Raw genomic sequence first — 20,171 nt, 5'->3', positions numbered from 1 at the left:
TTACTGGGTTACTGCAACTTTCCCGTTTCTGATCCGAAACCGATAGGCGATGTAGATAATTCCCACCCACACCGGCATCGCATACACCGACTCGCGAATCCCCGGAATCGCCAGCATCACGCCAATGATCATCACCATGAACGCCAGGCACAGGTAGTTGCTGAACGGGAACCAGAAGGTCTTGAACGACGGTGTCACGCCTTGCTCGCCCATGGCCTTGCGGAACTTGATATGGGTCAGGCTGATCAGTGCCCAGTTGATCATCAACGAAGCAACCACCAGCGCGAACAGCAACTCCAGCGCACTGTGCGGCGCGACGTAGTTGACCACCACGCACAGCATCGTCACCAACGCCGAAATCGCCAGGGCCCGCAGCGGCACGCCTTGTTTGTTGAGCTTCATCAGCGCCTTGGGCGCGTCACCCTGCTCGGCCAGGCCGAACAACATGCGGCTGTTGCAGTACACGCCGCTGTTGTACACCGACAACGCCGCGGTCAGCACCACGAAGTTGAGGATGTGGGCGGCGGTGTCGTTGCCGATCAACGAGAAGATCTGCACAAACGGGCTGCCGCTGTAGGCATCGCCCGACGCGCCGAGGGTTTGCAGCAATTGATCCCACGGGTACAGCGACAACAGCACGGTCAGCGCGCCGACGTAGAAAATCAGGATGCGGTACACCACCTGATTGATCGCTTTGGGGATGACCTTGCGCGGTTCGCTGGCTTCGGCGGCGGTGATGCCGACCAGTTCCAGGCCGCCGAACGAGAACATGATGAAGGCCATGGACATCAGCAGCCCCATGCCGCCGTTGGGGAAGAAACCGCCGTGGCTCCACAGGTTGCTGACCGACGCTTGCGGGCCGCCAGTGCCGCTGAACAGCAGGTAGCAGCCGAGCACGATCATGCCGACAATCGCCACCACCTTGATGATCGCAAACCAGAACTCGGCTTCACCGAAGAACTTCACGTTCAGGGTGTTGATCAGGTTCACCGCAACAAAGAACACCAACGCGCTGACCCAGGTTGGAATCTCCGGCCACCAGAACTGGATGTACTTGCCCACCGCGGTTAACTCGGCCATGCCCACCAGCACGTAGAGCACCCAGTAGTTCCAGCCGGCCAGAAAACCCGCGTAGCCGCCCCAGTATTTGTGCGCAAAGTGGCTGAAGGAGCCGGCCACCGGCTCTTCGACGATCATCTCGCCGAGCTGGCGCATGATCAGGAACGCGATAAAGCCGGCCACCGCATAGCCCAGGATCATCGACGGCCCCGCCGACTTGAGTACCCCGGCCGAGCCGAGGAACAAGCCTGTACCAATCGCGCCTCCCAAGGCGATCAGCTGAATGTGCCGGTTCTTCAGGCCACGCTTGAGGCCCACCGGGTTAACCATGTCATCCGCCATTAACATTCCCTTCTACTTGTTTTTCTCAAGGGTGATTGCACGCCGCATCGGCCCCTCAGAACTGCTGAGGGTCAGATATTACTCTGCGTAAACTTTTCGTAATACAGCTGAACGCCATCAAGTGCCTGATCCACCAGCCATTGTTGAATGGATTCGACCATTGGAGGGGGGCCGCACACGTACATATCCGCCGATCTGTCCCGCAATTCGGCCAGGTCAAAATGTTCGGTGAGGTAGCCGCGCTTGCCGGGCCATTCGGATGAAGCATCGCTGAGTACTTCGGTGTAGCGAAAGCCCGGGATTTTCCTCGCGTAGTCCTGGATACGCGCCGCTTCGCATAAATCCTCGGCACTGCGCACGCCGTAGTAGAGGTGCACCGATTGCGAGCAGCCGTTGGCCGTCAGTTCATCGAGCATACCCAGCAACGCCGACAACCCGGTACCGCCCGCCACCAGCACCAGCGGCCGGATGACATGCCGGAGGTAGAACGCACCCAATGGCGCCTCCAGCAGTATCGCGTCGCCTACCTGGCAGCGTTCGCGCAGGTAGTTGCTCATCACCCCATCCGGCAGCAGGCGCACCAGGAACTGCAGTTGGTTACCCGGCCGATTGGCGAAGGAGTAGGAGCGCCAACTGTCGGTGCCGGGCACCGCGACACGAGCGTACTGGCCAGGCAGGAAATCCAGTGGCTGGTCCAGTTGCACCTGCAAGATCGCCGTACTGGTGGAGACCTGCTGCACGTCGCTCACCGTACCGCGTACCTGCACTGGCCCGGATGCATTGCACAGGCTTGAATCGAAGTCGAAGTAGAAGGTGGCGTCGGACTGCACCCGAGTCTGGCAACTGAGCATCTTGCGTTGCTGCAGGTCGAGGCTGGAGAGCGCTTCTTCGTCGACATAGTCCTGGGTGTACTCGCCGGATTCGCAACGCCCCTGGCAAGTGCCGCACACGCCTTCGCGGCAATCGAGCGGGATCTTGATACCGTTGCGCAGGGCTGCATCCAACAGGATTTCATTGGCGCCCACCGGGAAGAACAAGGTCTTGCCATCGGCAAAGCTGAAGGCCACTTTGTGATTCATTGGAAAAACTCCCGGTGCCTATAGGTGATAGAAATCCAGCACCGAGTTGATGGTGTCGTTGAGCAGCAAGGCGTGCTTGCGCATGATCAGCCAGCTGTCGCCCGCAGGCTTCAGGTGGTACGTGGCATGCCCGTAGAACTGCTCGGACGTGGCCAGGCGATAGAACAACGTGTGCCAGTTCAAGCGCACCTCCAACGTGCCGTCAGCCTGCTCCGAAATGCGCAGGTTATTGATCAGGTGCAGAGTGCGCGGCATTGGCGTGGCCGAGGCAGCCTTGCCGGTGCGCAGGCGGAACACGCGGTCTTCCAGGCCCGAACGGTTGGCGTAGTAGATCAACGACATCTCACGTTTGGGGTCTTTGGTGTAGACGTGTTCCGAGTCCCATTGCGGCAAATGGAATTCGCTCTGGGGGTCGAACAACTGCACGTAGGCGTCCCAGTCCTGGGCGTCGCACAGTTCGGATTTACGGTAAAAAAACTGCTCGACCCGGTACTGCAACTGCGCATTCATCACTTCACCTCCCGCAGGCTCAGGGCCCGCTGGTCCAAACCCTTGAGCAGAAACTGTTGCCAATTGCGGTGCTGGTTGACGTACAAGCCTTCGTGGGTGAATTCAGTGCCGGTCATAGCCGGTTGAATGCCGATGGCTTCACTGTTGGGAGTGGGTCCGGTCTCCCAGCGGTGGCTGCCCCGTGATATATCGCTCCAGCGTTCCAGGCGGCCCTGGAAACCGCGCTGGGCTTCGCGAAACTCCACCAGGTCGTCCGGCGTGCCCATGCCCGAGACGTTGAAGAAATCTTCGAACTGGCGAATGCGGTTTTCGCGATCCGCGTCGGATTCACCCTTGACCCCCAGGCATTGGCTGATTATCTCGGTCTTGTTCCAGGCCACTGGGCGGATGATGCGCAGCTGCGAACTGATCTGGTCGAGAAAGAACAGGCTGGGGTAGATGTTCAGGTTGCGCAGGCGGTGCATCATCCATTCGGCCTTTTGCTGGCCATGTTCGGCCACCAGGCGCGGCATGATGGTGGCGTAGCCGGAACGCACGCTGGGGTTGGGCATGTCGCTGAACAACACACTGTGGCCGTTATTGAAGGCGAACCAGCCGTCATCGGTATTCGCGTCGCCGGCGCCGAGCTTGCTGTAGTCCAGCGTTGTGCTTGCGCCTGCGCCGTTCTCGGTATTGACCTGCTGGCGATGCTGCACCGTGGCCACGTAGTTGTAGTGCACGGTGCTGACGTGATAACCGTCCAGCCCGTTTTCGTTTTGCAGCTTCCAGTTGCCGTCATAGGTATAGGCCGACTTGCCCGGCAGTACTTCCAGTTCACCGGTCGCCGATTGCGCGACCATCATGTCGAAGAACACTTTGGCGTCGCCGAGGAAATCTTCCAGGCTGTTGGTGCCGTTTACGTCGAGGCTGATAAACACAAAGCCTTTGTAGCTTTCGATGCGCGCCTTTTTCAGGCCGCGGGTGGCTTTATCAAACCCTTCCGGATATTCCCCCGGCGCTTTGACCTTGACCAGCCGGCCATCACTTTTGTAGCACCAGGCGTGGAACGGGCAGGTGAAGGTGGACTGGTTGCCCTTGCCCACGCGAGTGAGGGTGGTGCCGCGATGCTGGCAGGCATTGATCAGCGCGTTGAGCCGGCCTTCGCCGTCGCGGGTGATGATCATCGGCTGGCGCCCGGCGCGCATCGTCACGAAGTCGTGGTTATTGGCCAGTTCGCTTTCGTGACAGGCATAGATCCAGTTTTTCTCGAAGATCAGTTCCATCTCCAGGTCGAACAACTCGGGTTCGGTGAACATGTCGCGGGCGATGCGGAACACTTCATCTGCCGGGCGAAAGTCCAGGCAGCTTTCGATAAAGGTTTTCCACTGCTCGACGGTTCTTGCACCACTCATGGGAGGCACCTTTTGATAATGGCTAAAACGGGTGAGCCATTAAGGCGCTGCAAAAGGGCGGTGGGCTATCCGCTTAATGGGGGAAGATGGGCCGCAAAGTTGGGCAGCAAATACCCAACACGGTGCGGCGCGGTGACGCAATGGGCTACTGTCATTGCAGGTGACGGTCGCAGAAAACCCGGATTTATCCACATAGTCGACGGTTGCTATCCACGTGGTTGCAACGGCGCCGACGTGGCTTGGAACTTGCTGTCGATGTTCAACGACGCGCCGCCAGAGCGCGCAAACGCCTAACCGCCGTGGGTGCAGCCCGATGAGTAGCCAGACACGCGATATTCATATTCAACGCTTTGACCTCGAAGGCGCCCGCAGCTGGATGTCCGGTATCTGTGGGCCCCATCGCCTGGCGACGGCCACCCCCGAGCGCCTGCGGTTTCACCACAGCGCCAATGTGTTCAAGTCCCGCGCCACCACCCTGGGTGTGATTGAGTACGGCACCGACGTGACCATCGACATCGAAGACGCCGAGCATTTCAGCAGCTATAGCCTGAGCCTGCCATTGGTGGGCGAACAGGAGCTGAGCAAGAACGGTGAACGCCTGAGTTCCAACCGCGACCAGGGCGTGATCATTTCACCCAACGAGCACCAGGTGCTGGCGATTTCCGGTGACTGTCGCAAGTTGCAGGTGGTGATCACCCGTGCGGCGATGAGCGAGTCGCTGGAAGGTTTGCTGCAACGGCCCATTGATGCGCCGCTGCGCTTTGAATCGGTGATGGATGCCGTGGACGGCGCCCCGGCTTCGTGGTGGCGCATGGCGCGATACTTCATCGCCGAACTGGAATGCAGCAGCGAGTTGTACGAGCAGGCAGCATTTACCCGGGACCTGGAAAGCTCGCTGATCAAAGGGCTGATCCTGGCCCAGCCGAATAACTATTCTGAAGAGTTGCGCGAGGTGTTGGGGGTAAAACTGCCGCACTACCTGATTCGTGCGCGCCAGTACATCCACGACAACGCCCGTGAAGCGCTGCACCTGGAAGACCTGGAAGCGGCGGCCGGGGTGTCGCGGTTCAAGCTGTTCGATGCGTTTCGCAAGTACTTCGCCTTGTCGCCCATGGCGTATCTGAAGAAGCATCGGTTGGGGGCGGTGCGTCAGGAGATTCTTGAACAGGGCTCGGTGCGTACTATCTCTGAAATTGCGTTGGGTTGGGGGTTTACCCACTTGGGCAGGTTTTCGGCGGAGTACCGCAAGCTGTTCGATGAGTCGCCCAGTCAGACATTGCAACGCAAGCGCCTGCGCATTACTTGAACCTGATGAAGATCAAAATGTGGGAGGGGGCTTGCTCCCGATAGCGGTGTGTCAGGCACTGGAAAAGTTGACTGAACCACAGCTATCGGGAACAAGCCCCCTCCCACATTGGATTTTCAGTAAATATGGAATCTCAGATCAACTCTTCCACCAGTTGCAGGCAATGAGTCAGCCCCGGCGACTGGTCATTCACCCGTCGGCTCAGAATGATCGGCGAGGTCGCAGTCGCCTCCACCACCGGCGTATAGCCAATATCCGCCCGATGCAGCACCTGCACCGACGCCGGTACCAGCGTCACCCCCATACCGGCGCCTACCAGGCCGATGGCGGTCTGCAACTCGTTGGTCCACTGCGCCACCTTCAGGCTCAAACCGTGGGCGTCGAACAGCGCGATCACATGGTCGGCATAACTGGGGCGCGGGTTGCCTGGGTAGAGCACAAAGGGCTCGGTGGCCAACTGGGCGAGGGTGGCAGGGGCACCCAGCAAGGGGTGACCGCTGGGCAGCACGGCCACCAGGCGATCCTCCACCAATACGCGCTGGACGATGGCCGGGTCGTCGATGCGAATGCGCCCGAAACCCACATCGATGCGCCCGGCCTTGAGCGCTTCGACCTGTTGCAGCGTAGTCATCTCCGACAAGCCCAACTCCAGCTCCAGGGCCTCGTGATTGCGCAGCCTGCGAATCAGTTCCGGCAGCACGCCGTACAAGGTCGAGGGTGCAAAGCCGATGCCCAGCCACGTCTTTTCGCCCAGGCCAATGCGCCGTGTGTTGTCGCAAACCGTGCCCAGCTGTTCGAGCAGCACATTGGCGTGTTCATAGAAAAACCGCCCGGCTTCGGTCAGGCGCAACGGTCGGCTACGCTCCAGCAGCAGCACCCCCAGTTCATCCTCCAGCTGCTGGATTTGCCGGCTCAAGGGCGGCTGGGCGATGTGCAGGCGTTCGGCAGCCCGGGTGAAATTGAGGGTCTCGCCCAGCACCTGGAAATAGCGCAAGTGACGCAGTTCCATATCGACTCCTTTCATACCTTGAGGGTATCGCACAAGACCAATTCTATATTGGAAGCCCGAAAAAATGCGGAACAGAATCGACGCAAATCTATAAAGAACCCAACGGGTATTGCCATGCCGATTTGCGCCATCGAGTCGATCGACACCCTCATCGTCGATCTCCCCACCATTCGCCCGCACAAGCTGGCGATGCACACCATGCAAAACCAGACCCTGGTGATTATCCGCCTGCGGTGCACCGACGGCATTGAAGGCATCGGCGAAGCTACCACCATCGGTGGCCTCAGCTATGGCAATGAAAGCCCTGACAGCATCAAGGTCAACATCGACCGCCATTTCGCGCCGCTGCTGATCGGCCAGGATGCGAGCAACATCAACGCGGCCATGTTGCGCCTGGAGCGCAGTATTCGCGGCAACACCTTTGCCAAGTCCGGCATCGAAAGCGCCTTGCTCGACGCCCTCGGCAAACGCCTGGGGCTGCCGGTCAGCGAACTGCTGGGCGGGCGTGTGCGTGACGCGTTGCCGGTGGCCTGGACCCTGGCCAGCGGCAATACCGAACAGGACATCAGCGAGGCCGAGAAAATGCTCGACCTGCGCCGTCACCGCATCTTCAAATTGAAGATCGGCGCCGGTGAAGTCAGCCGCGACCTGGCCCATGTGATCGCGATCAAAAAAGCTTTGGGCGAGCGCGCCAGTGTGCGTGTCGACGTCAACCAGGCCTGGGATGAGGCCGTGGCGCTGCGGGCGTGCAAGGTGCTCGGCGACAACGGTATCGACCTTATCGAGCAACCCATCTCACGCAACAACCGTGGCGGTATGGCCCGGCTCAACCTGTCGAGCCCGGTGCCGATCATGGCCGATGAGTCTATCGAGTGTGTCGAAGATGCGTTCAACCTGGCGCGTGAAGGCGCGGCCTCGGTGTTTGCCCTCAAGATTGCCAAGAACGGCGGCCCCCGCGCCGTGCTGCGTACGGCGGCGATCGGCGAGGCGGCAGGCATCGGCCTGTACGGCGGCACCATGCTCGAAGGCGGTATCGGCACCCTGGCGTCGGCCCATGCCTTCCTTACGCTGAGCACACTGGCGTGGGGCACCGAGCTGTTCGGCCCGTTGTTGCTCACCGAAGACATCCTTGCCGAGCCACCGGTGTACCGCGATTTCCAGCTGCATGTTTCCACTGCACCGGGCCTGGGCCTGGCGCTCGATGAAGAGCGTCTGGCGTTCTTTAGCCGTGACAAATACTAAGAGGCGCCTGCCATGTTGTTCCACGTAAAAATGACTGTGAACCTGCCCCTCGACATGCATCCCGAGCGTGCCGACAGCCTCAAGGCCGAAGAGAAAACCCTGGCGCAACGCCTGCAACAAGAGGGCAAGTGGCGCCACCTGTGGCGCATCGCCGGGCACTACGCCAACTACAGCGTGTTCGATGTCGACAGCGTGCAGGACCTGCATGACCTGCTGATGCAACTGCCGTTGTTTCCTTACATGGCTATCGAAGTGAATGCGCTGTGCCGGCACCCGTCGTCCATCCATGCGGACGACCGCTAAGCCGGTTTCAACCTGATAATTACAAGATGAGGAGTGCACCATGTCCATCCGCCTGTCCCAGACTGCCCACGCCCAACGCTTTCTCGAAGAAGCCAGCGGCAACCTCAATGACGCGGGCAACCCGCGCGCCAAGGCGCTGATTTACCGGATCCTGCGCGACACTGTGAACATCATCGAAGACCTGGAAGTGACCCCCGAGGAGTTCTGGAAGGCGGTCAACTACCTCAATGATCTGGGTAAAAACCAGGAAGCCGGCCTGCTCGCCGCTGGCCTGGGCCTGGAGCATTACCTGGACCTGTTGATGGACGCCGCCGATGAGCAGGCGGGCAAGTCCGGCGGTACACCGCGCACCATCGAAGGCCCGCTGTACGTGGCCGGCGCGCCGCTGTCCAAATACGAGGCACGGCTGGATGATGGCAAGGACGACGCGGTGCCGTTGTTCATGCGCGGGCAAGTGCGCGATACCGAGGGCAAGCCATTGGCGGGGGCGATTGTCGATGTGTGGCAGGCCAATACGGGCGGCACCTATTCGTGGTTCGACCCGAACCAGTCTGAATTCAACCTGCGCCGACGTATCGAGACCGACGCCCAGGGCAACTACCGTTTTCGCAGCATCGTACCTTCGGGCTACGGCTGCCCGCCGACCGGGCCGACGCAGCAGTTGCTCGACCAATTGGGGCGCCACGGGCAACGGCCGGCGCATATCCACTTTTTCATCTCGGCGCCCGGGCATCGGCACCTGACCACCCAGATCAACCTCTCGGATGACCCGTACCTGCATGATGACTTTGCCTATGCCACCCGCGATGAACTGATTGCCGAGATCCGCTTCAGCGACGATCCGCAACTGGCGCGGGAATTTGGCGTGGAAGGGCGGTTTGCGCAGATTGATTTTGACTTTGAGTTGCAGGTGGCTGATGCGCCGGTGGAGCAAAAGCGCATGCAACGCACACGGGCTCTCGAGGACTGAGCGCGGGCAGAATGTGGGAGGGGGCTTGCCCCCGATAGCAGTGTGTCAGTCACTTATTTACTAACGGATCCTCCGCTATCGGGAGCAAGCCCCCTCCCACATTTAGTTCACATTTGATCTGTAGTGATGGGTTACTTGCGCAGGACCAGATCCAGCACCTCATCCCGATCCTTGATCTTCTGCAGCACAATTTCAGAGCGAATATCCATCACCCCCGCCGTGCGGTTCAGGTGGTTCACGATAAAGTCCGAAAAGTGCTTGAGGTTGCGTGCCTGCACCCGCAGCACATAGTTGCTGGCACCGGTGATCACATAGGCGCTCGCCACCTCTGGCCAGCCTTGCACCTTCTTGATAAAGGTCTCATGCCAGTCCTCGATATCCTGGCGCAGCGACAGGTGCACGATGGCTTCGAGCTCGATCCCCAACTGTTCGGCATTCAATACCGCGCGATAGCCGCTGATGATTCCTTCACTCTCCAACAAGCGCAAACGGCGCAGGCAGGCAGAGGGTGACAGCGCGACTTTTTCCGCCAGTTCCTGGTTGCTGATACGGCCATCCTGTTGCAGAAAATGCAGGAGGCGCAGGTCGGTGGCGTCGAGAATCATGCTTGGAAGATATCCGCGTATTTTGAGATTAAATTCGAATTTCCTACAGCTTAAATAGCCGTTTACCCACCACTTTGCACGAAAATTCTCTAAAAGTTCGTTCATTATTTGGTCCATCCTCACTTATAAAAACCAGGACGACCCATGACCACTCGAAGCCATTGCCAAGCCCTCGACACCCAGGACCCGTTGGCACCCCTGCGTGCCCAATTCGCCCTGCCCGAGGGCGTGATCTACCTCGACGGCAACTCCCTCGGCGCGCGCCCGGTGGCAGCGCTGGAGCGGGCACAGCAGGTGATCGCCCAAGAGTGGGGCAATGGCTTGATTCGCAGCTGGAACAGCGCAGGCTGGGCGGATTTGTCCCAGCGCCTGGGCAATCGCCTCGCACCGTTGATCGGTGCGCGTGAGGGCGAAGTGGTGGTCACCGATACCACTTCGATCAACCTGTTCAAGGTGCTGAGCGCGGCGTTGAGTGTGCAGCGTCAACGCTCCCCGGCGCGCAAGGTGATCGTCAGCGAAGCGAATAACTTTCCCACCGATTTGTATATCGCCGAGGGCCTGGCCGAACTGCTGCAACAAGGCTATTCCCTGCGCCTGGTCAACGGCCCGGCCGAACTGCCTCAAGCCATCGACGCAGACGTGGCGGTGGTGATGCTCACCCACGTCAACTACAAGACTGGCTACATGTACGACATGGCGGCGCTGACTGCGCTGAGCCACGAGTGTGGCGCGCTGAGCCTCTGGGACCTGGCGCACTCAGCGGGCGCGGTGCCTGTGGACCTGCACCAGGCCGGCGCTGATTATGCCATTGGCTGCACCTACAAATACCTCAACGGCGGCCCGGGCTCCCAGGCATTTGTTTGGGTCAACCCGGCGTTGGTGGATGTGGTGCGCCAGCCGTTGTCAGGCTGGTTCGGGCATACCCGTCAGTTCGCCATGGAATCGAGCTACGCCCCCAGCGCCGGCATCGCGCGCTACCTGTGCGGTACCCAGCCGATCACTTCGTTGGCCATGGTGGAATGCGGCCTGGACATTTTCGCCCAGACCGACATGGCCAGCCTGCGCCGCAAATCCCTGGCATTGACCGACCTGTTTATCGCGTTGGTCGAAAGCCGCTGCGCCGCCCATGGCCTGGAACTGATCACGCCGCGTGAGCACGCCCGGCGCGGCAGCCATGTGAGCTTCGAACACCCCGAAGGTTACGCGGTGATCCAGGCCCTGATCGCCCGAGGCGTGATCGGCGATTACCGTGAGCCGCGGATCATGCGCTTTGGTTTCACGCCGCTGTACACAAGCTTTACCGAGGTGTGGGACGCCGTGGAAATCCTCGGTGAAATTCTCGACAACCGCACCTGGGACCAGCCGCAATTCAAAGTCCGAAACAGCGTTACTTAATAGCACCACAGACCCAATGTGGGAGGGGCTTGCTCCCGATAGCGGTGTGTCAGTTGACATATCAGTGACTGACACACTGCTATCGGGAGCAAGCCCCCTCCCACAGGATTCACCGCCAGCAGCAACCATCACAATAATAAAGGGGCACTCCAGTGACCACGCCAGACAACGGCTTTGCAGAAATCACCCACCGCGAACTGGGCCTCAGGCGCCAGCTCACTTCCGGCCAGATGAGCATGATCGCTATCGGTGGCGCCATCGGCACCGGGCTGTTCATGGGCAGCGCCTACGCCATCGGCTATGCCGGGCCCAGCGTGCTGGTGAGCTATGCCATCGGCGCCTTGATCACCTTGTTGCTGATGGGCTGCCTGGCGGAGATGACCGTGGCCCATTCCACCTCTGGCTCGTTTGGCGCCTATGCCGAGTTCTACATCAGCCCGCTGGCCGGGTTCCTGGTGCGGTATGCCTATTGGGCGGCGATTGTGCTGGCGGTGGGGGCCGAGGTCACAGCGGTGGCGATGTACATGAAGTACTGGTTCGCCAATGTGCCGGAATGGGTATGGATCGTATCGTTTTCCAGTGTATTGATTGTGCTCAATGCGATCAGCGTGAAGACCTTCGGCAACTTCGAATACTGGTTCTCGACCATCAAGATCAGCGCCATTGTCGGCTTCATCATCCTGGCGGTGTATGTGGTGTTCGGTTCCGGCAACCCGCAGTACGGTGTGCAGAACTACACGGCCCACGAGGGCTTTTTTCCCCATGGCTTGAGTGGCATGTGGATCGCGGTGATTGTGTCGATCTTCAGCTACCTCAGCGTCGAGATGATCGCCGTGGCCGCTGGTGAAGCGGCCGACCCGGAGCAGGCGGTGAAGAAAGCCTTTCGCGCAACCATCGTGCGGCTGGTGGTGTTCTACCTGCTGACCCTGGCGCTGATGCTTGCCATCGTGCCGTGGAACCAGGCTGGTCAGAGCCAGAGCCCGTTCGTGACGGTGATGCAGACCATCGGCATTCCCGGCGCCACCGGGGTGATGAACTTCGTGATCCTGATCGCGGCGCTGTCGGCCATGAACAGCCAGCTCTATATCACCACGCGCATGATGTTCAGCCTGTCTCGCGCAGGCTTTGCGCCCAAGTCCATGGGCGCCTTGAGCAAGAATGGCATCCCGCTGAACGCCCTGTTGCTGTCCAGCTCGGGCATTGCCCTGGCGACTCTTTTGAATGTGGTGTACCCGGAAAGCTCATTCACCCTGATGATGGCGATCTCGATGTTTGGCGCGATCTTCACCTGGTTCATGATCTTCCTCACGCACCTGTTCTTTCGCCGCTATCGCAAGCGCCATGGCGGGGCGAAGTTGTCGTTCCAGTTGCGCCTGTTTCCCTACAGTACGCTGCTGGGGTTGGTGCTGATGGGGGCGGTAATGATCACCACCTATTTCACCGAAGCGTTCAAGATGACCTTGGTATTCGGCGTGCCGTTCCTGTTGATTCTGTCGGCGGTGTATTACGGGTTCTTCCGCAAGGGCAGGGCCAAGGCGTCGAACAAAGCCCTGGCGTAACCCGGCAGTTGCTCGAACGAGCGTGCGCATAACAGCAACGAGCGGCAGGCCCACTCCTCTTGCAGGGGGTGGGCCTTGAAACGGCGTTCTGACGGCCAGCGCTCCAAGGCTGCCTGCGGCACGATGCCCAGACCCGCGCCGCCGGCGACCATGCGAATCAACCCATCAAAACCGTCGGCGCGAATGCGTGTCTGCAAGCGAAAGCCTGTGTGCAGTGCCTGTTCTTCGAGATAAACCGCCAGCGCGCTGTTGGCCGCCAGGCCCACGTAGTCGTATTGCAAGCTGTCGATAAAACTCGGGCGGGTCAACGGGTGGTCCAGGGGCATGATCAGCACCAGCGGATCATCGCGAAACGCCAGGGTCTGCAAGCCGTGGGTGTCCACGGCATCGGAAATAATCCCCAGGTCGGCGGTGCCCTGGCGCAAGGCTTGGGTGATGCGCAGGCTGGGCAATTCTTGCAGGTCGATATCGAGGTTGGGGTGCTCGCGCAAAAAGTGTGCGAGCAATTCAGGCAGGTACTCGCTAAGGGCGGTGGTATTGCACAGCAAGCGTACCTGGCCTTTGACGCCATTGGCGTATTCGGCCAGGTCCTGTTGCAGGTGTTCGGCCTGTTGCAACAGCAGGCGCGCATGCCGAGCCAGGGCTTTGCCTGCCGGCGTTGGGGTGACGCCACGGCGGCCACGCTCAAGAAACGCGATGCCCAGTGAAGACTCCATTGCCCGGATGCGTGCGCTGGCGGCCGCCAGGGATAAATGACTACGGGCTGCACCGGCAGTGATATTGCCGCTGTCGAGGATGTGCAGATAGAGGCGCAGGTCGATCAGGTCAAAGTGCATGGCTGCAGGTTTCCGGTGACTGGGCGGGCGTCATCGCAGGCAAGCCAGCTCCCACACTTGGATGTATTCACAGTTCAAAATGTGGGAGCTGGCTTGCCTGCGATGACGGCATCAGCCTCACAAAAAACAAGAGGCTGCCTCAGTATATGGCGAATTTTCAGCCTCTCTCCAGCCCTGCACAATCGGTGCATGAATACCTTCCTAGCGTTTTACCAAAACCTCGGTCCAACCCTGACGGCGTTGGTCATTACCACCTTCCTGCTGGCCGGTACGGTCAAAGGCATCATCGGCCTCGGCCTGCCCACCGTAGCCATGGGTATGCTCGGTCTGGCTATGTTACCGGCGCAGGCAGCGGCTCTGCTGATCATTCCTTCGACTATCACCAATCTCTGGCAGCTGACGTTTGGCGGTCATTTGAGTGCCTTGCTCAAACGCCTGTGGCCGATGCTGTTGCTTATTTTCTGCGGCACCGGGCTAGGCTCCGTGTGGCTGGGCATGGACGGTGGGCCGTGGGTGGTCCGCGCGTTGGGTGCGGCGTTGCTGGTATATGCGTTGAGCGGCTTGTTCCTGCCGACCTTCAAGGTCGCGCCCCGGACCGAGTGCTGGCTGGGGCCCTTGTGTGGGCTGATCACCGGCATCATCACCTCGGCCACCGGTGTTTTCGTGATCCCTGCGGTGCCGTATCTGCAAGCGCTGGGCTTGAGCCGTGATCAGTTGGTGCAGGCGCTGGGGCTGTCGTTCACGGTGTCGACACTGGCGCTGGCCGCCGGGCTGGCCTGGCGCGGAGCGCTGGGCGGTGGTGAAATCGGTGCGTCAGTGTTGGCGCTGGTGCCGGCATTGCTGGGGATGTGGCTGGGCCAAGTGGTTCGCCGACGCATCAGTGCGCTGTGGTTCAAACGTGGGTTTTTCACGGGCATGGCGTTGTTGGGAGGCCATTTGTTGCTGGCTGGTTAATAATGACCGTGCCTGTGTCAGCCGATAAATGAAGGACCGCCCGTGAAAGCCCGTTCCGATGAGCTACAGATCTTCGTCAGCGTGATTGAATGCGGCTCGATTTCTGCCGCCGCCGAAAAGGTCGGGCAAACGCCGTCTGCGGTCAGCCGCACGCTGTCGCGCCTGGAAGCCAAGCTCGACACCACGCTGATCAACCGCACCACGCGACGCATGGACCTGACTGAAGAGGGCAAGTACTTCTTCGAGCAGGCCAAGGTGATCCTGGCGCAGATGGACGAGCTGGAAGAGCGCCTGTCGTCGCGCCAGAAAAAACCGGCCGGTCGCCTGCGTATCAATGCCGCCGTGCCGTTCATGCTGCACGGGATCGTGCCGTACATCGCCGAGTTTCGCCGCTTGTACCCGGATATCCAGTTGGAGCTCAACAGCGACGACTTGATCATCGACCTGCTTGAGCAAAGTACCGACATCGCCATTCGCATTGGCACCCTGGCCGACTCGACCCTTCATGCGCGCTCCCTGGGCAGCACGCCGCTGCATATCCTGGCCAGCCCCGACTACCTCAAGCAATACGGCACGCCGACGACCGTTGCCGAGTTGGCCGATCACACCTTGCTGGGCTTCACTCACACCGAGACCCTCAACCACTGGCCGCTGCGTCATGGCGAAGGTGACCGCTGGCTGATCCAGCCCAGTGTCAGCGCATCCAGTGGCGAAACTGTGCGCCAGTTGGCGCTGCAGGGGCAGGGTATTTGTTGCCTGTCGAATTTCATGACGGTCGACGATATCGATGCCGGCCGTCTGGTACCCATGCTGGAGGCGTTCAACAGTGGTTATCGCCAGCCGATCCACGCGGTGTTCTATCGCAACTCGCAATTGGCGCTGCGCATTCAGTGTTTCCTGGAGTTCATTCAGGCCAAGCTGGCTCGGTATGCGCGCTGATTCGTGACTTGCACGCAAGAGTGAATTGGGCCGTACGGGCTTATTCGACAGCAGTGGGGGCTGGATACTGGGTGCATCACTTACCCAGTCAGGAGCAACCTCCATGAATGTATTCGTTACCGGTGCAGCAGGGTTTATCGGCGGTTCCATCGCCACCGGCCTGGTCAACGCTGGCCATGACGTCACCGGCCTGGTGCGCAGCGCCGAACAAGCCGCCGAAATGACCGCCCTGGGCATTACGCCGGTGATCGGCACCCTCGACGACGCAGCCGTATTGACCGAGCAGGCACAGAAGGCTGATGCGGTGATCAACGCTGCCAGCAGCGACCATCGCGCCGCCGTGGAAACCTTGCTGGCCGCCTTGAAAGGCTCGAACAAGCCGTTCCTGCATACCAGCGGGTCGAGCATTGTCGGTGATGCGTCGGGCGGCAAGGCCAGTGAAGTCATCTACTTCGAAGGCAACCTGCCTGAGCCGACCGTCGACAAAGCCGCGCGGGTGGCGATCGACAACCTGATCCTCGCGGCGGCCAGTGACGGTGTGAATTCGGCGGTGATCTGCAACACCCTGATCTACGGCCACAGCCTGGGCGTGAAGCGTGACAGCGTGCAATTGCCACGCTTGCTCAAGCAGGCACGCAAGAGCGGTGTAGTGCGCCATGTGGGCAGCGGGCAGAACATCTGGTCCAACGTGCACATTGAGGATGTGGTCACCCTGTATCTGCTGGCACTGACCAAAAACGTACCGGGTACTTTCTACTTTGTGGAAAGCAGCGAAGCGGCGTTTATCGACATGACTACGGCGATTGCCCAGACGCTGAACCTGGGCGAACCGCAGGATTGGCCGTTGGCCGAGGCTGAAGCCGAGTGGGGCTATGAAATGGCCAACTACGGGTTGGGCTCCAACAGTCGCGTACGCGGCAAGCACGCTCGCGAACTGCTGGGCTGGGTGCCCAAGCGTACGTCGGTGGTGGAGTGGATTCGCAACGAGATGGTCTGATTCGCTTGAGACCTGGGTGTAGCTATCGGGAGCAAGCCCCCTCCCACATTTGACCGAATTCCAACTTTGGAATGCATTCAAGTGTGGGAGGGGGCTTGCTCCCGATTGGGGCCACTCAGTTCTGGAGGCTAGCCCCACTCGCCGCAATTCCGTACCATTCCTCGCCTCATCCCTCGCAATTCCCCGGTACTCCATGAACCTCACCCGTCTGCGCGCCGACGCCCTGGCCGGCCTCACCACGTCTTTTGCGCTGCTGCCCGAATGCATCGCCTTTGCCCTGGTGGCCCACCTCAACCCGCTGATGGGGCTCTACGGCGCCTTTATCATCTGCACTCTCACCGCCTTGTTCGGCGGCCGCCCGGGCATGGTCTCGGGCGCGGCCGGCTCGATGGCGGTGGTGATCGTCGCGCTGGTGGTGCAACACGGGGTGGAGTATCTGCTTGCGACAGTGCTATTGGGCGGGTTGATCATGATCGCCTTCGGCTTGCTGCGCCTGGGCAAGCTGGTGCGCATGGTGCCGCACTCGGTGATGCTCGGCTTCGTCAACGGCCTGGCGATCATCATTGCGCTGGCGCAACTGGAACATTTCAAGAGCGGCGAACGCTGGCTAAGCGGCACGCCTTTATATGTGATGGCGGGCCTGGTCGTGGTGACCATGGCGATTGTCTACCTGCTGCCACGCCTGACCCGCGCTGTGCCGCCCGCGTTGGTGGCGATCCTTGGCGTTGGTCTGGCGGTGTACCTGCTTGGTCTGCCGACCCGTACGCTGGGCGATATGGCGCATATCGCCGGTGGCTTGCCGACCTTCGCCCTGCCGCAAATCCCCTGGACCTTCGACACTCTCGGCATCATCGCGCCCTACGCGTTCCTGATGGCGATGGTCGGCCTGCTGGAAACCCTGCTGACCCTCAACCTCACCGACGAAATCACCGAAACCCGAGGCTACCCCGACCGCGAAAGCGTGGCGCTGGGCGCAGCGAATATGGTCTCGGGCCTGTTTGGCGGCATGGGCGGTTGCGCGATGATCGGGCAAACCGTGATCAACCTCAGCTCCGGTGGGCGCGGGCGTTTCTCAGGGGTGTTTGCCGGTGTGATGATCCTGCTGTTCATTCTGTTTCTGTCACCGCTGATTGAGCGTATTCCGCTGGCGGCGCTGGTGGGCGTGATGTTTGTAGTGTCGCAGCAGACCTTCGCCTGGGCCTCGTTGCGGGTGATCAACAAGGTGCCGCTCAATGATGTGCTGGTGATCATGGCGGTGACGATCATCACCGTGTTCACGGATCTGGCCACCGCGGTGCTGTGCGGTATCGTCATCGCCGCGTTGAATTTTGCCTGGCAGCAGGCGCGAGAGCTGTACGCCGATGAACATCTGGAGGCCGACGGCAGCAAGCTTTACCGGGTGCATGGCACCTTGTTCTTCGCCTCGACCACGCCGTTCTTGAACCAATTCGACCCGGCCAATGACCCGGCCCAGGTGACGCTGGATTGCCGCCACCTGAGTGTTGTCGACTATTCGGCGATCGCTGCGCTGATGACGTTGCGCGAGCGCTATGCCAAGGCCGGTAAGCATCTGCGGGTGCTGCATTTATCCGAGCGCTGCAAGAAGCTGCTCAAGCGCGCCAGGGTTCACCATGACTGAGCAAGCTCCCTCGCCACAATAGACCGGCTCCAGCAGTCAGGGGCCTACCAGGTCTTCAAGCTCCTGGGCGCGGGTCTGGGTCATGTCCAGCACGCAGCCGGAGCCGTTGACCTGATCAATGGTGCCGCCGGTGGCGCTGCCGGCGAAGGCGCAGTTGGCATCGCGGTATTTGATCCACAGGCGCTGCACGTCTTGCAGTTGCTGCTTGTGCGCGCCGTCCTGGGCGGCGAGGGCGGTCTTGTAGGCGCGGTTCAAGCGCTCGTCCTGCACCTTGGCTTGTTTGGCGTTGCAATTGACCATGTCTGCCGTGGTATTGGCGCTGTCCATGCATTTTTTCAACGCGGCATTGTCGGAGGCATACGCTGTGCCACCCAAGCAGAGAAGCAGGGCGCTGGCGACGAGTGTGGTGCGAATCATGGGCGGTTTCCTGAGCATGAGTGGATGCGCATTCTATGACTCAAGGGCGGCGCTTGAGTTTCCGGCATTCCTGATCTTCATGTAAGAACATCCCCCGTATTTTCATGGGCTGGCGCTGGACATATCTCCATGCGACAACGCTTGTCCGTGGGCGAAAATTACTTTCATGAAAATTGAAAATACTCCTCGGTAATGATTTATGAGTTTCACAACCAATTCGACGTGACCCTTTCCGAGGAGTACCGCATGGCCGCATTACCGGGCTTCGGGCTATTGGCATACGCTGCCATTGCCATCATTGCATTGATCGTGCTGATTGCACGTTACCGACTCAACCCGTTTATCGTCATTACGCTGGTGTCCATCGGCCTCGCGCTGATGGCCGGAATGCCGGCGGACACGATCATGGGGTCGTATGAGGCGGGCGTCGGTAAAACCCTGGGGCATATCGCCCTGGTGGTGGCGCTGGGCACCATGCTCGGTAAGATGATGGCCGAGTCGGGTGGCGCCGAGCAGGTGGCGCGTACGCTGATCAACCGCTTCGGTGAACGCAATGCCCACTGGGCGATGGTGTGCATTGCGTTCCTGGTGGGGCTGCCGCTGTTTTTCGAGGTCGGCTTTGTGCTGCTGGTGCCGATTGCCTTTACCGTGGCGCGGCGCGTGGGCGTGTCGATCCTGATGGTCGGCCTGCCGATGGTCGCCGGTTTGTCGGTGGTGCACGCGCTGGTGCCACCGCATCCGGCGGCGATGATGGCGGTGCTGGCCTACAACGCCTCGGTCGGGCAGACGGTGCTGTATGCGATTTTGATCGGTATCCCCACGGCGATCATCGCCGGCCCCGTCTACGCCAAGTTCATCGTGCCGCATATTCACCTGCCGGCCGAGAACCCGCTGGAGCGCCAGTTTATCGAGCGCGAACCGCGTACTCGCCTGCCCAGTTTTGCACTGACCATGGGCACCATCCTGTTGCCGGTGGTACTGATGATGATCGGCGGCTGGGCCAATGTGATTTCCACCCCGGGCAGTGGTTTCAATCAGTTCCTGCTGTTTATCGGCAATTCGGTGATCGCCCTGCTGGTGGCGACCCTGGTGAGTTTCTGGACCCTGGGCCTGGCCCAGGGCTTCAACCGGGAGTCGATTCTCAAGTTCACCAACGAGTGCCTGGCGCCGACCGCCAGTATCACCTTGCTGGTGGGCGCGGGCGGTGGCTTGAATCGCATTCTGGTGGATGCCGGTGTGACCAATGAAATCCTCGGCCTGGCCCACGCGTTCCACTTGTCGCCGCTGGTGATGGGCTGGCTGTTCGCTGCGTTGATGCGCATCGCCACGGGCTCGGCCACCGTTGCCATGACCACTGCATCCGGGGTGGTCGCGCCCGTTGCTTTGGGCCTGGGTTATCCACACCCCGAATTGCTGGTGCTGGCGACCGGCGCGGGCTCGGTGATTTTTTCTCACGTTAACGACGGCGGCTTCTGGCTGATCAAGGAATACTTCAATATGACGGTGATCCAGACCTTCAAGACCTGGACCGTACTGGAGACCCTGATTTCGCTGGTCGCCTTCGGTCTGACCTACGGCCTGTCACTGGTTTTATGAGCCTGACCTTCTAACCGGAGCCT

Annotated in this window: 19 protein-coding genes; 11 read left to right on the top strand and 8 right to left on the bottom strand. The window is 60.3% G+C overall.

Features of this window, described 5'->3' with window-relative positions:
• From E4P00_RS00485 to antA, 4 genes are all read right to left on the bottom strand, one after another.
• The gene (locus E4P00_RS00485) at positions 1-1,401 is read right to left on the bottom strand and encodes an amino acid permease (protein ID WP_005791366.1); all 1,401 of its coding nucleotides are present in this window, start codon (positions 1,399-1,401) and stop codon (positions 1-3) included.
• Between the two features lie 71 nt (positions 1,402-1,472).
• A complete protein-coding gene (gene antC, locus E4P00_RS00480; RefSeq protein WP_248092496.1) occupies positions 1,473-2,480 on the bottom strand; it encodes an anthranilate 1,2-dioxygenase electron transfer component AntC in 1,008 nt (335 codons plus the stop codon).
• Between the two features lie 18 nt (positions 2,481-2,498).
• Positions 2,499-2,990, bottom strand: a complete 492-nt coding sequence (gene antB, locus E4P00_RS00475) for an anthranilate 1,2-dioxygenase small subunit (protein ID WP_005791362.1) — start codon at positions 2,988-2,990, stop codon at positions 2,499-2,501.
• Entirely contained in the window at positions 2,990-4,381 is a 1,392-nt protein-coding gene (gene antA / locus E4P00_RS00470; RefSeq protein WP_248130481.1) for an anthranilate 1,2-dioxygenase large subunit, read from the bottom strand. Before antA ends, antB begins: the two co-directional genes overlap by 1 nt.
• Positions 4,382-4,694: 313 nt before the next feature.
• On the opposite strand from antA, the gene E4P00_RS00465 reads away from it, so the two are divergent.
• Positions 4,695-5,687: a helix-turn-helix domain-containing protein gene (locus tag E4P00_RS00465; protein ID WP_248130480.1), complete on the top strand. Its 993-nt coding sequence runs from the start codon at positions 4,695-4,697 to the stop codon at positions 5,685-5,687.
• Between the two features lie 133 nt (positions 5,688-5,820).
• Here the strand turns inward: E4P00_RS00465 and E4P00_RS00460 are convergent, their stop codons facing one another.
• Positions 5,821-6,696, bottom strand: coding sequence for a LysR family transcriptional regulator (locus E4P00_RS00460; RefSeq protein ID WP_032879497.1), 876 nt, complete (start codon positions 6,694-6,696; stop codon positions 5,821-5,823).
• Positions 6,697-6,810: 114 nt separating this feature from the next.
• On the opposite strand from E4P00_RS00460, the gene E4P00_RS00455 reads away from it, so the two are divergent.
• Genes E4P00_RS00455 through catA form a run of 3 tightly spaced genes read left to right on the top strand, consistent with a single transcriptional unit; the run spans position 6,811 to position 9,211 of the window.
• Positions 6,811-7,938, top strand: coding sequence for a muconate cycloisomerase family protein (locus tag E4P00_RS00455; protein ID WP_248130479.1), 1,128 nt, complete (start codon positions 6,811-6,813; stop codon positions 7,936-7,938).
• A gap of 12 nt (positions 7,939-7,950) precedes the next feature.
• The gene (gene catC, locus E4P00_RS00450; RefSeq protein ID WP_032879502.1) at positions 7,951-8,241 is read left to right on the top strand and encodes a muconolactone Delta-isomerase; all 291 of its coding nucleotides are present in this window, start codon (positions 7,951-7,953) and stop codon (positions 8,239-8,241) included.
• Between the two features lie 40 nt (positions 8,242-8,281).
• On the top strand, positions 8,282-9,211 hold the full coding sequence (gene catA, locus E4P00_RS00445; RefSeq protein WP_078822294.1) for a catechol 1,2-dioxygenase: 930 nt from the start codon (positions 8,282-8,284) through the stop codon (positions 9,209-9,211).
• Positions 9,212-9,342: 131 nt separating this feature from the next.
• Here catA and E4P00_RS00440 read toward each other — a convergent pair whose 3' ends face one another.
• The gene (locus tag E4P00_RS00440) at positions 9,343-9,816 is read right to left on the bottom strand and encodes an Lrp/AsnC family transcriptional regulator (protein ID WP_032879507.1); all 474 of its coding nucleotides are present in this window, start codon (positions 9,814-9,816) and stop codon (positions 9,343-9,345) included.
• 144 nt (positions 9,817-9,960) lie between these two features.
• On the opposite strand from E4P00_RS00440, the gene kynU reads away from it, so the two are divergent.
• Positions 9,961-11,211 carry a kynureninase gene (gene kynU, locus E4P00_RS00435; protein ID WP_248130478.1) on the top strand — a complete coding sequence of 417 codons (1,251 nt, stop codon included), beginning with the start codon at positions 9,961-9,963 and terminating at the stop codon, positions 11,209-11,211.
• Positions 11,212-11,363: 152 nt separating this feature from the next.
• Positions 11,364-12,770 (top strand): amino acid permease, encoded by a 1,407-nt coding sequence (locus tag E4P00_RS00430; RefSeq protein WP_103734928.1) that lies wholly within the window; start codon positions 11,364-11,366, stop codon positions 12,768-12,770.
• On the opposite strand, the gene E4P00_RS00425 is transcribed toward E4P00_RS00430, so the two are convergent.
• Positions 12,716-13,606, bottom strand: coding sequence for a LysR substrate-binding domain-containing protein (locus tag E4P00_RS00425; protein ID WP_005791344.1), 891 nt, complete (start codon positions 13,604-13,606; stop codon positions 12,716-12,718). The two genes, E4P00_RS00430 and E4P00_RS00425, sit on opposite strands and share 55 nt — an antisense overlap.
• Before the next feature lie 189 nt (positions 13,607-13,795).
• On the opposite strand from E4P00_RS00425, the gene E4P00_RS00420 reads away from it, so the two are divergent.
• From E4P00_RS00420 to E4P00_RS00405, 4 genes are all read left to right on the top strand, one after another.
• Positions 13,796-14,560 (top strand): sulfite exporter TauE/SafE family protein, encoded by a 765-nt coding sequence (locus tag E4P00_RS00420; RefSeq protein WP_248130477.1) that lies wholly within the window; start codon positions 13,796-13,798, stop codon positions 14,558-14,560.
• A 42-nt stretch (positions 14,561-14,602) separates the two neighbouring features.
• Positions 14,603-15,499, top strand: coding sequence for a LysR family transcriptional regulator (locus E4P00_RS00415; protein ID WP_078822289.1), 897 nt, complete (start codon positions 14,603-14,605; stop codon positions 15,497-15,499).
• A 103-nt stretch (positions 15,500-15,602) separates the two neighbouring features.
• On the top strand, positions 15,603-16,496 hold the full coding sequence (locus E4P00_RS00410; protein WP_216092096.1) for an NAD-dependent epimerase/dehydratase family protein: 894 nt from the start codon (positions 15,603-15,605) through the stop codon (positions 16,494-16,496).
• Between the two features lie 193 nt (positions 16,497-16,689).
• The gene (locus E4P00_RS00405) at positions 16,690-18,135 is read left to right on the top strand and encodes a SulP family inorganic anion transporter (protein ID WP_032879517.1); all 1,446 of its coding nucleotides are present in this window, start codon (positions 16,690-16,692) and stop codon (positions 18,133-18,135) included.
• A gap of 36 nt (positions 18,136-18,171) precedes the next feature.
• Here E4P00_RS00405 and E4P00_RS00400 read toward each other — a convergent pair whose 3' ends face one another.
• Complete coding sequence (locus E4P00_RS00400; protein ID WP_248130476.1) at positions 18,172-18,552, bottom strand: lysozyme inhibitor LprI family protein; 381 nt, start codon at positions 18,550-18,552, stop codon at positions 18,172-18,174.
• Between the two features lie 246 nt (positions 18,553-18,798).
• On the opposite strand from E4P00_RS00400, the gene E4P00_RS00395 reads away from it, so the two are divergent.
• Entirely contained in the window at positions 18,799-20,148 is a 1,350-nt protein-coding gene (locus E4P00_RS00395; RefSeq protein ID WP_228308955.1) for a gluconate:H+ symporter, read from the top strand.
• The last annotated feature ends 23 nt before the right edge of the window (positions 20,149-20,171 follow it).

It is taken from the genome of Pseudomonas sp. B329 (assembly GCF_023127835.1).
Lineage (GTDB): Bacteria > Pseudomonadota > Gammaproteobacteria > Pseudomonadales > Pseudomonadaceae > Aquipseudomonas > Aquipseudomonas synxantha_A.
Note: the sequence above shows the minus strand (reverse complement) of the source record. Positions and strands in the feature narration are given on the sequence as shown.

What these genes read in the sequence shown, in the direction of transcription:
- E4P00_RS00485 (WP_005791366.1), bottom strand. Translation starts at nt 1,401, where the DNA reads ATGGCGGATGACATGGTTAACCCGGTGGGCCTCAAGCGTGGCCTGAAG.
- antC (WP_248092496.1), bottom strand. Translation starts at nt 2,480, where the DNA reads ATGAATCACAAAGTGGCCTTCAGCTTTGCCGATGGCAAGACCTTGTTC.
- antB (WP_005791362.1), bottom strand. Translation starts at nt 2,990, where the DNA reads ATGAATGCGCAGTTGCAGTACCGGGTCGAGCAGTTTTTTTACCGTAAA.
- antA (WP_248130481.1), bottom strand. Translation starts at nt 4,381, where the DNA reads ATGAGTGGTGCAAGAACCGTCGAGCAGTGGAAAACCTTTATCGAAAGC.
- E4P00_RS00465 (WP_248130480.1), top strand. Translation starts at nt 4,695, where the DNA reads ATGAGTAGCCAGACACGCGATATTCATATTCAACGCTTTGACCTCGAA.
- E4P00_RS00460 (WP_032879497.1), bottom strand. Translation starts at nt 6,696, where the DNA reads ATGGAACTGCGTCACTTGCGCTATTTCCAGGTGCTGGGCGAGACCCTC.
- E4P00_RS00455 (WP_248130479.1), top strand. Translation starts at nt 6,811, where the DNA reads ATGCCGATTTGCGCCATCGAGTCGATCGACACCCTCATCGTCGATCTC.
- catC (WP_032879502.1), top strand. Translation starts at nt 7,951, where the DNA reads ATGTTGTTCCACGTAAAAATGACTGTGAACCTGCCCCTCGACATGCAT.
- catA (WP_078822294.1), top strand. Translation starts at nt 8,282, where the DNA reads ATGTCCATCCGCCTGTCCCAGACTGCCCACGCCCAACGCTTTCTCGAA.
- E4P00_RS00440 (WP_032879507.1), bottom strand. Translation starts at nt 9,816, where the DNA reads ATGATTCTCGACGCCACCGACCTGCGCCTCCTGCATTTTCTGCAACAG.
- kynU (WP_248130478.1), top strand. Translation starts at nt 9,961, where the DNA reads ATGACCACTCGAAGCCATTGCCAAGCCCTCGACACCCAGGACCCGTTG.
- E4P00_RS00425 (WP_005791344.1), bottom strand. Translation starts at nt 13,606, where the DNA reads ATGCACTTTGACCTGATCGACCTGCGCCTCTATCTGCACATCCTCGAC.
- E4P00_RS00420 (WP_248130477.1), top strand. Translation starts at nt 13,796, where the DNA reads ATGAATACCTTCCTAGCGTTTTACCAAAACCTCGGTCCAACCCTGACG.
- E4P00_RS00410 (WP_216092096.1), top strand. Translation starts at nt 15,603, where the DNA reads ATGAATGTATTCGTTACCGGTGCAGCAGGGTTTATCGGCGGTTCCATC.
- E4P00_RS00405 (WP_032879517.1), top strand. Translation starts at nt 16,690, where the DNA reads ATGAACCTCACCCGTCTGCGCGCCGACGCCCTGGCCGGCCTCACCACG.
- E4P00_RS00400 (WP_248130476.1), bottom strand. Translation starts at nt 18,552, where the DNA reads ATGATTCGCACCACACTCGTCGCCAGCGCCCTGCTTCTCTGCTTGGGT.
- E4P00_RS00395 (WP_228308955.1), top strand. Translation starts at nt 18,799, where the DNA reads ATGGCCGCATTACCGGGCTTCGGGCTATTGGCATACGCTGCCATTGCC.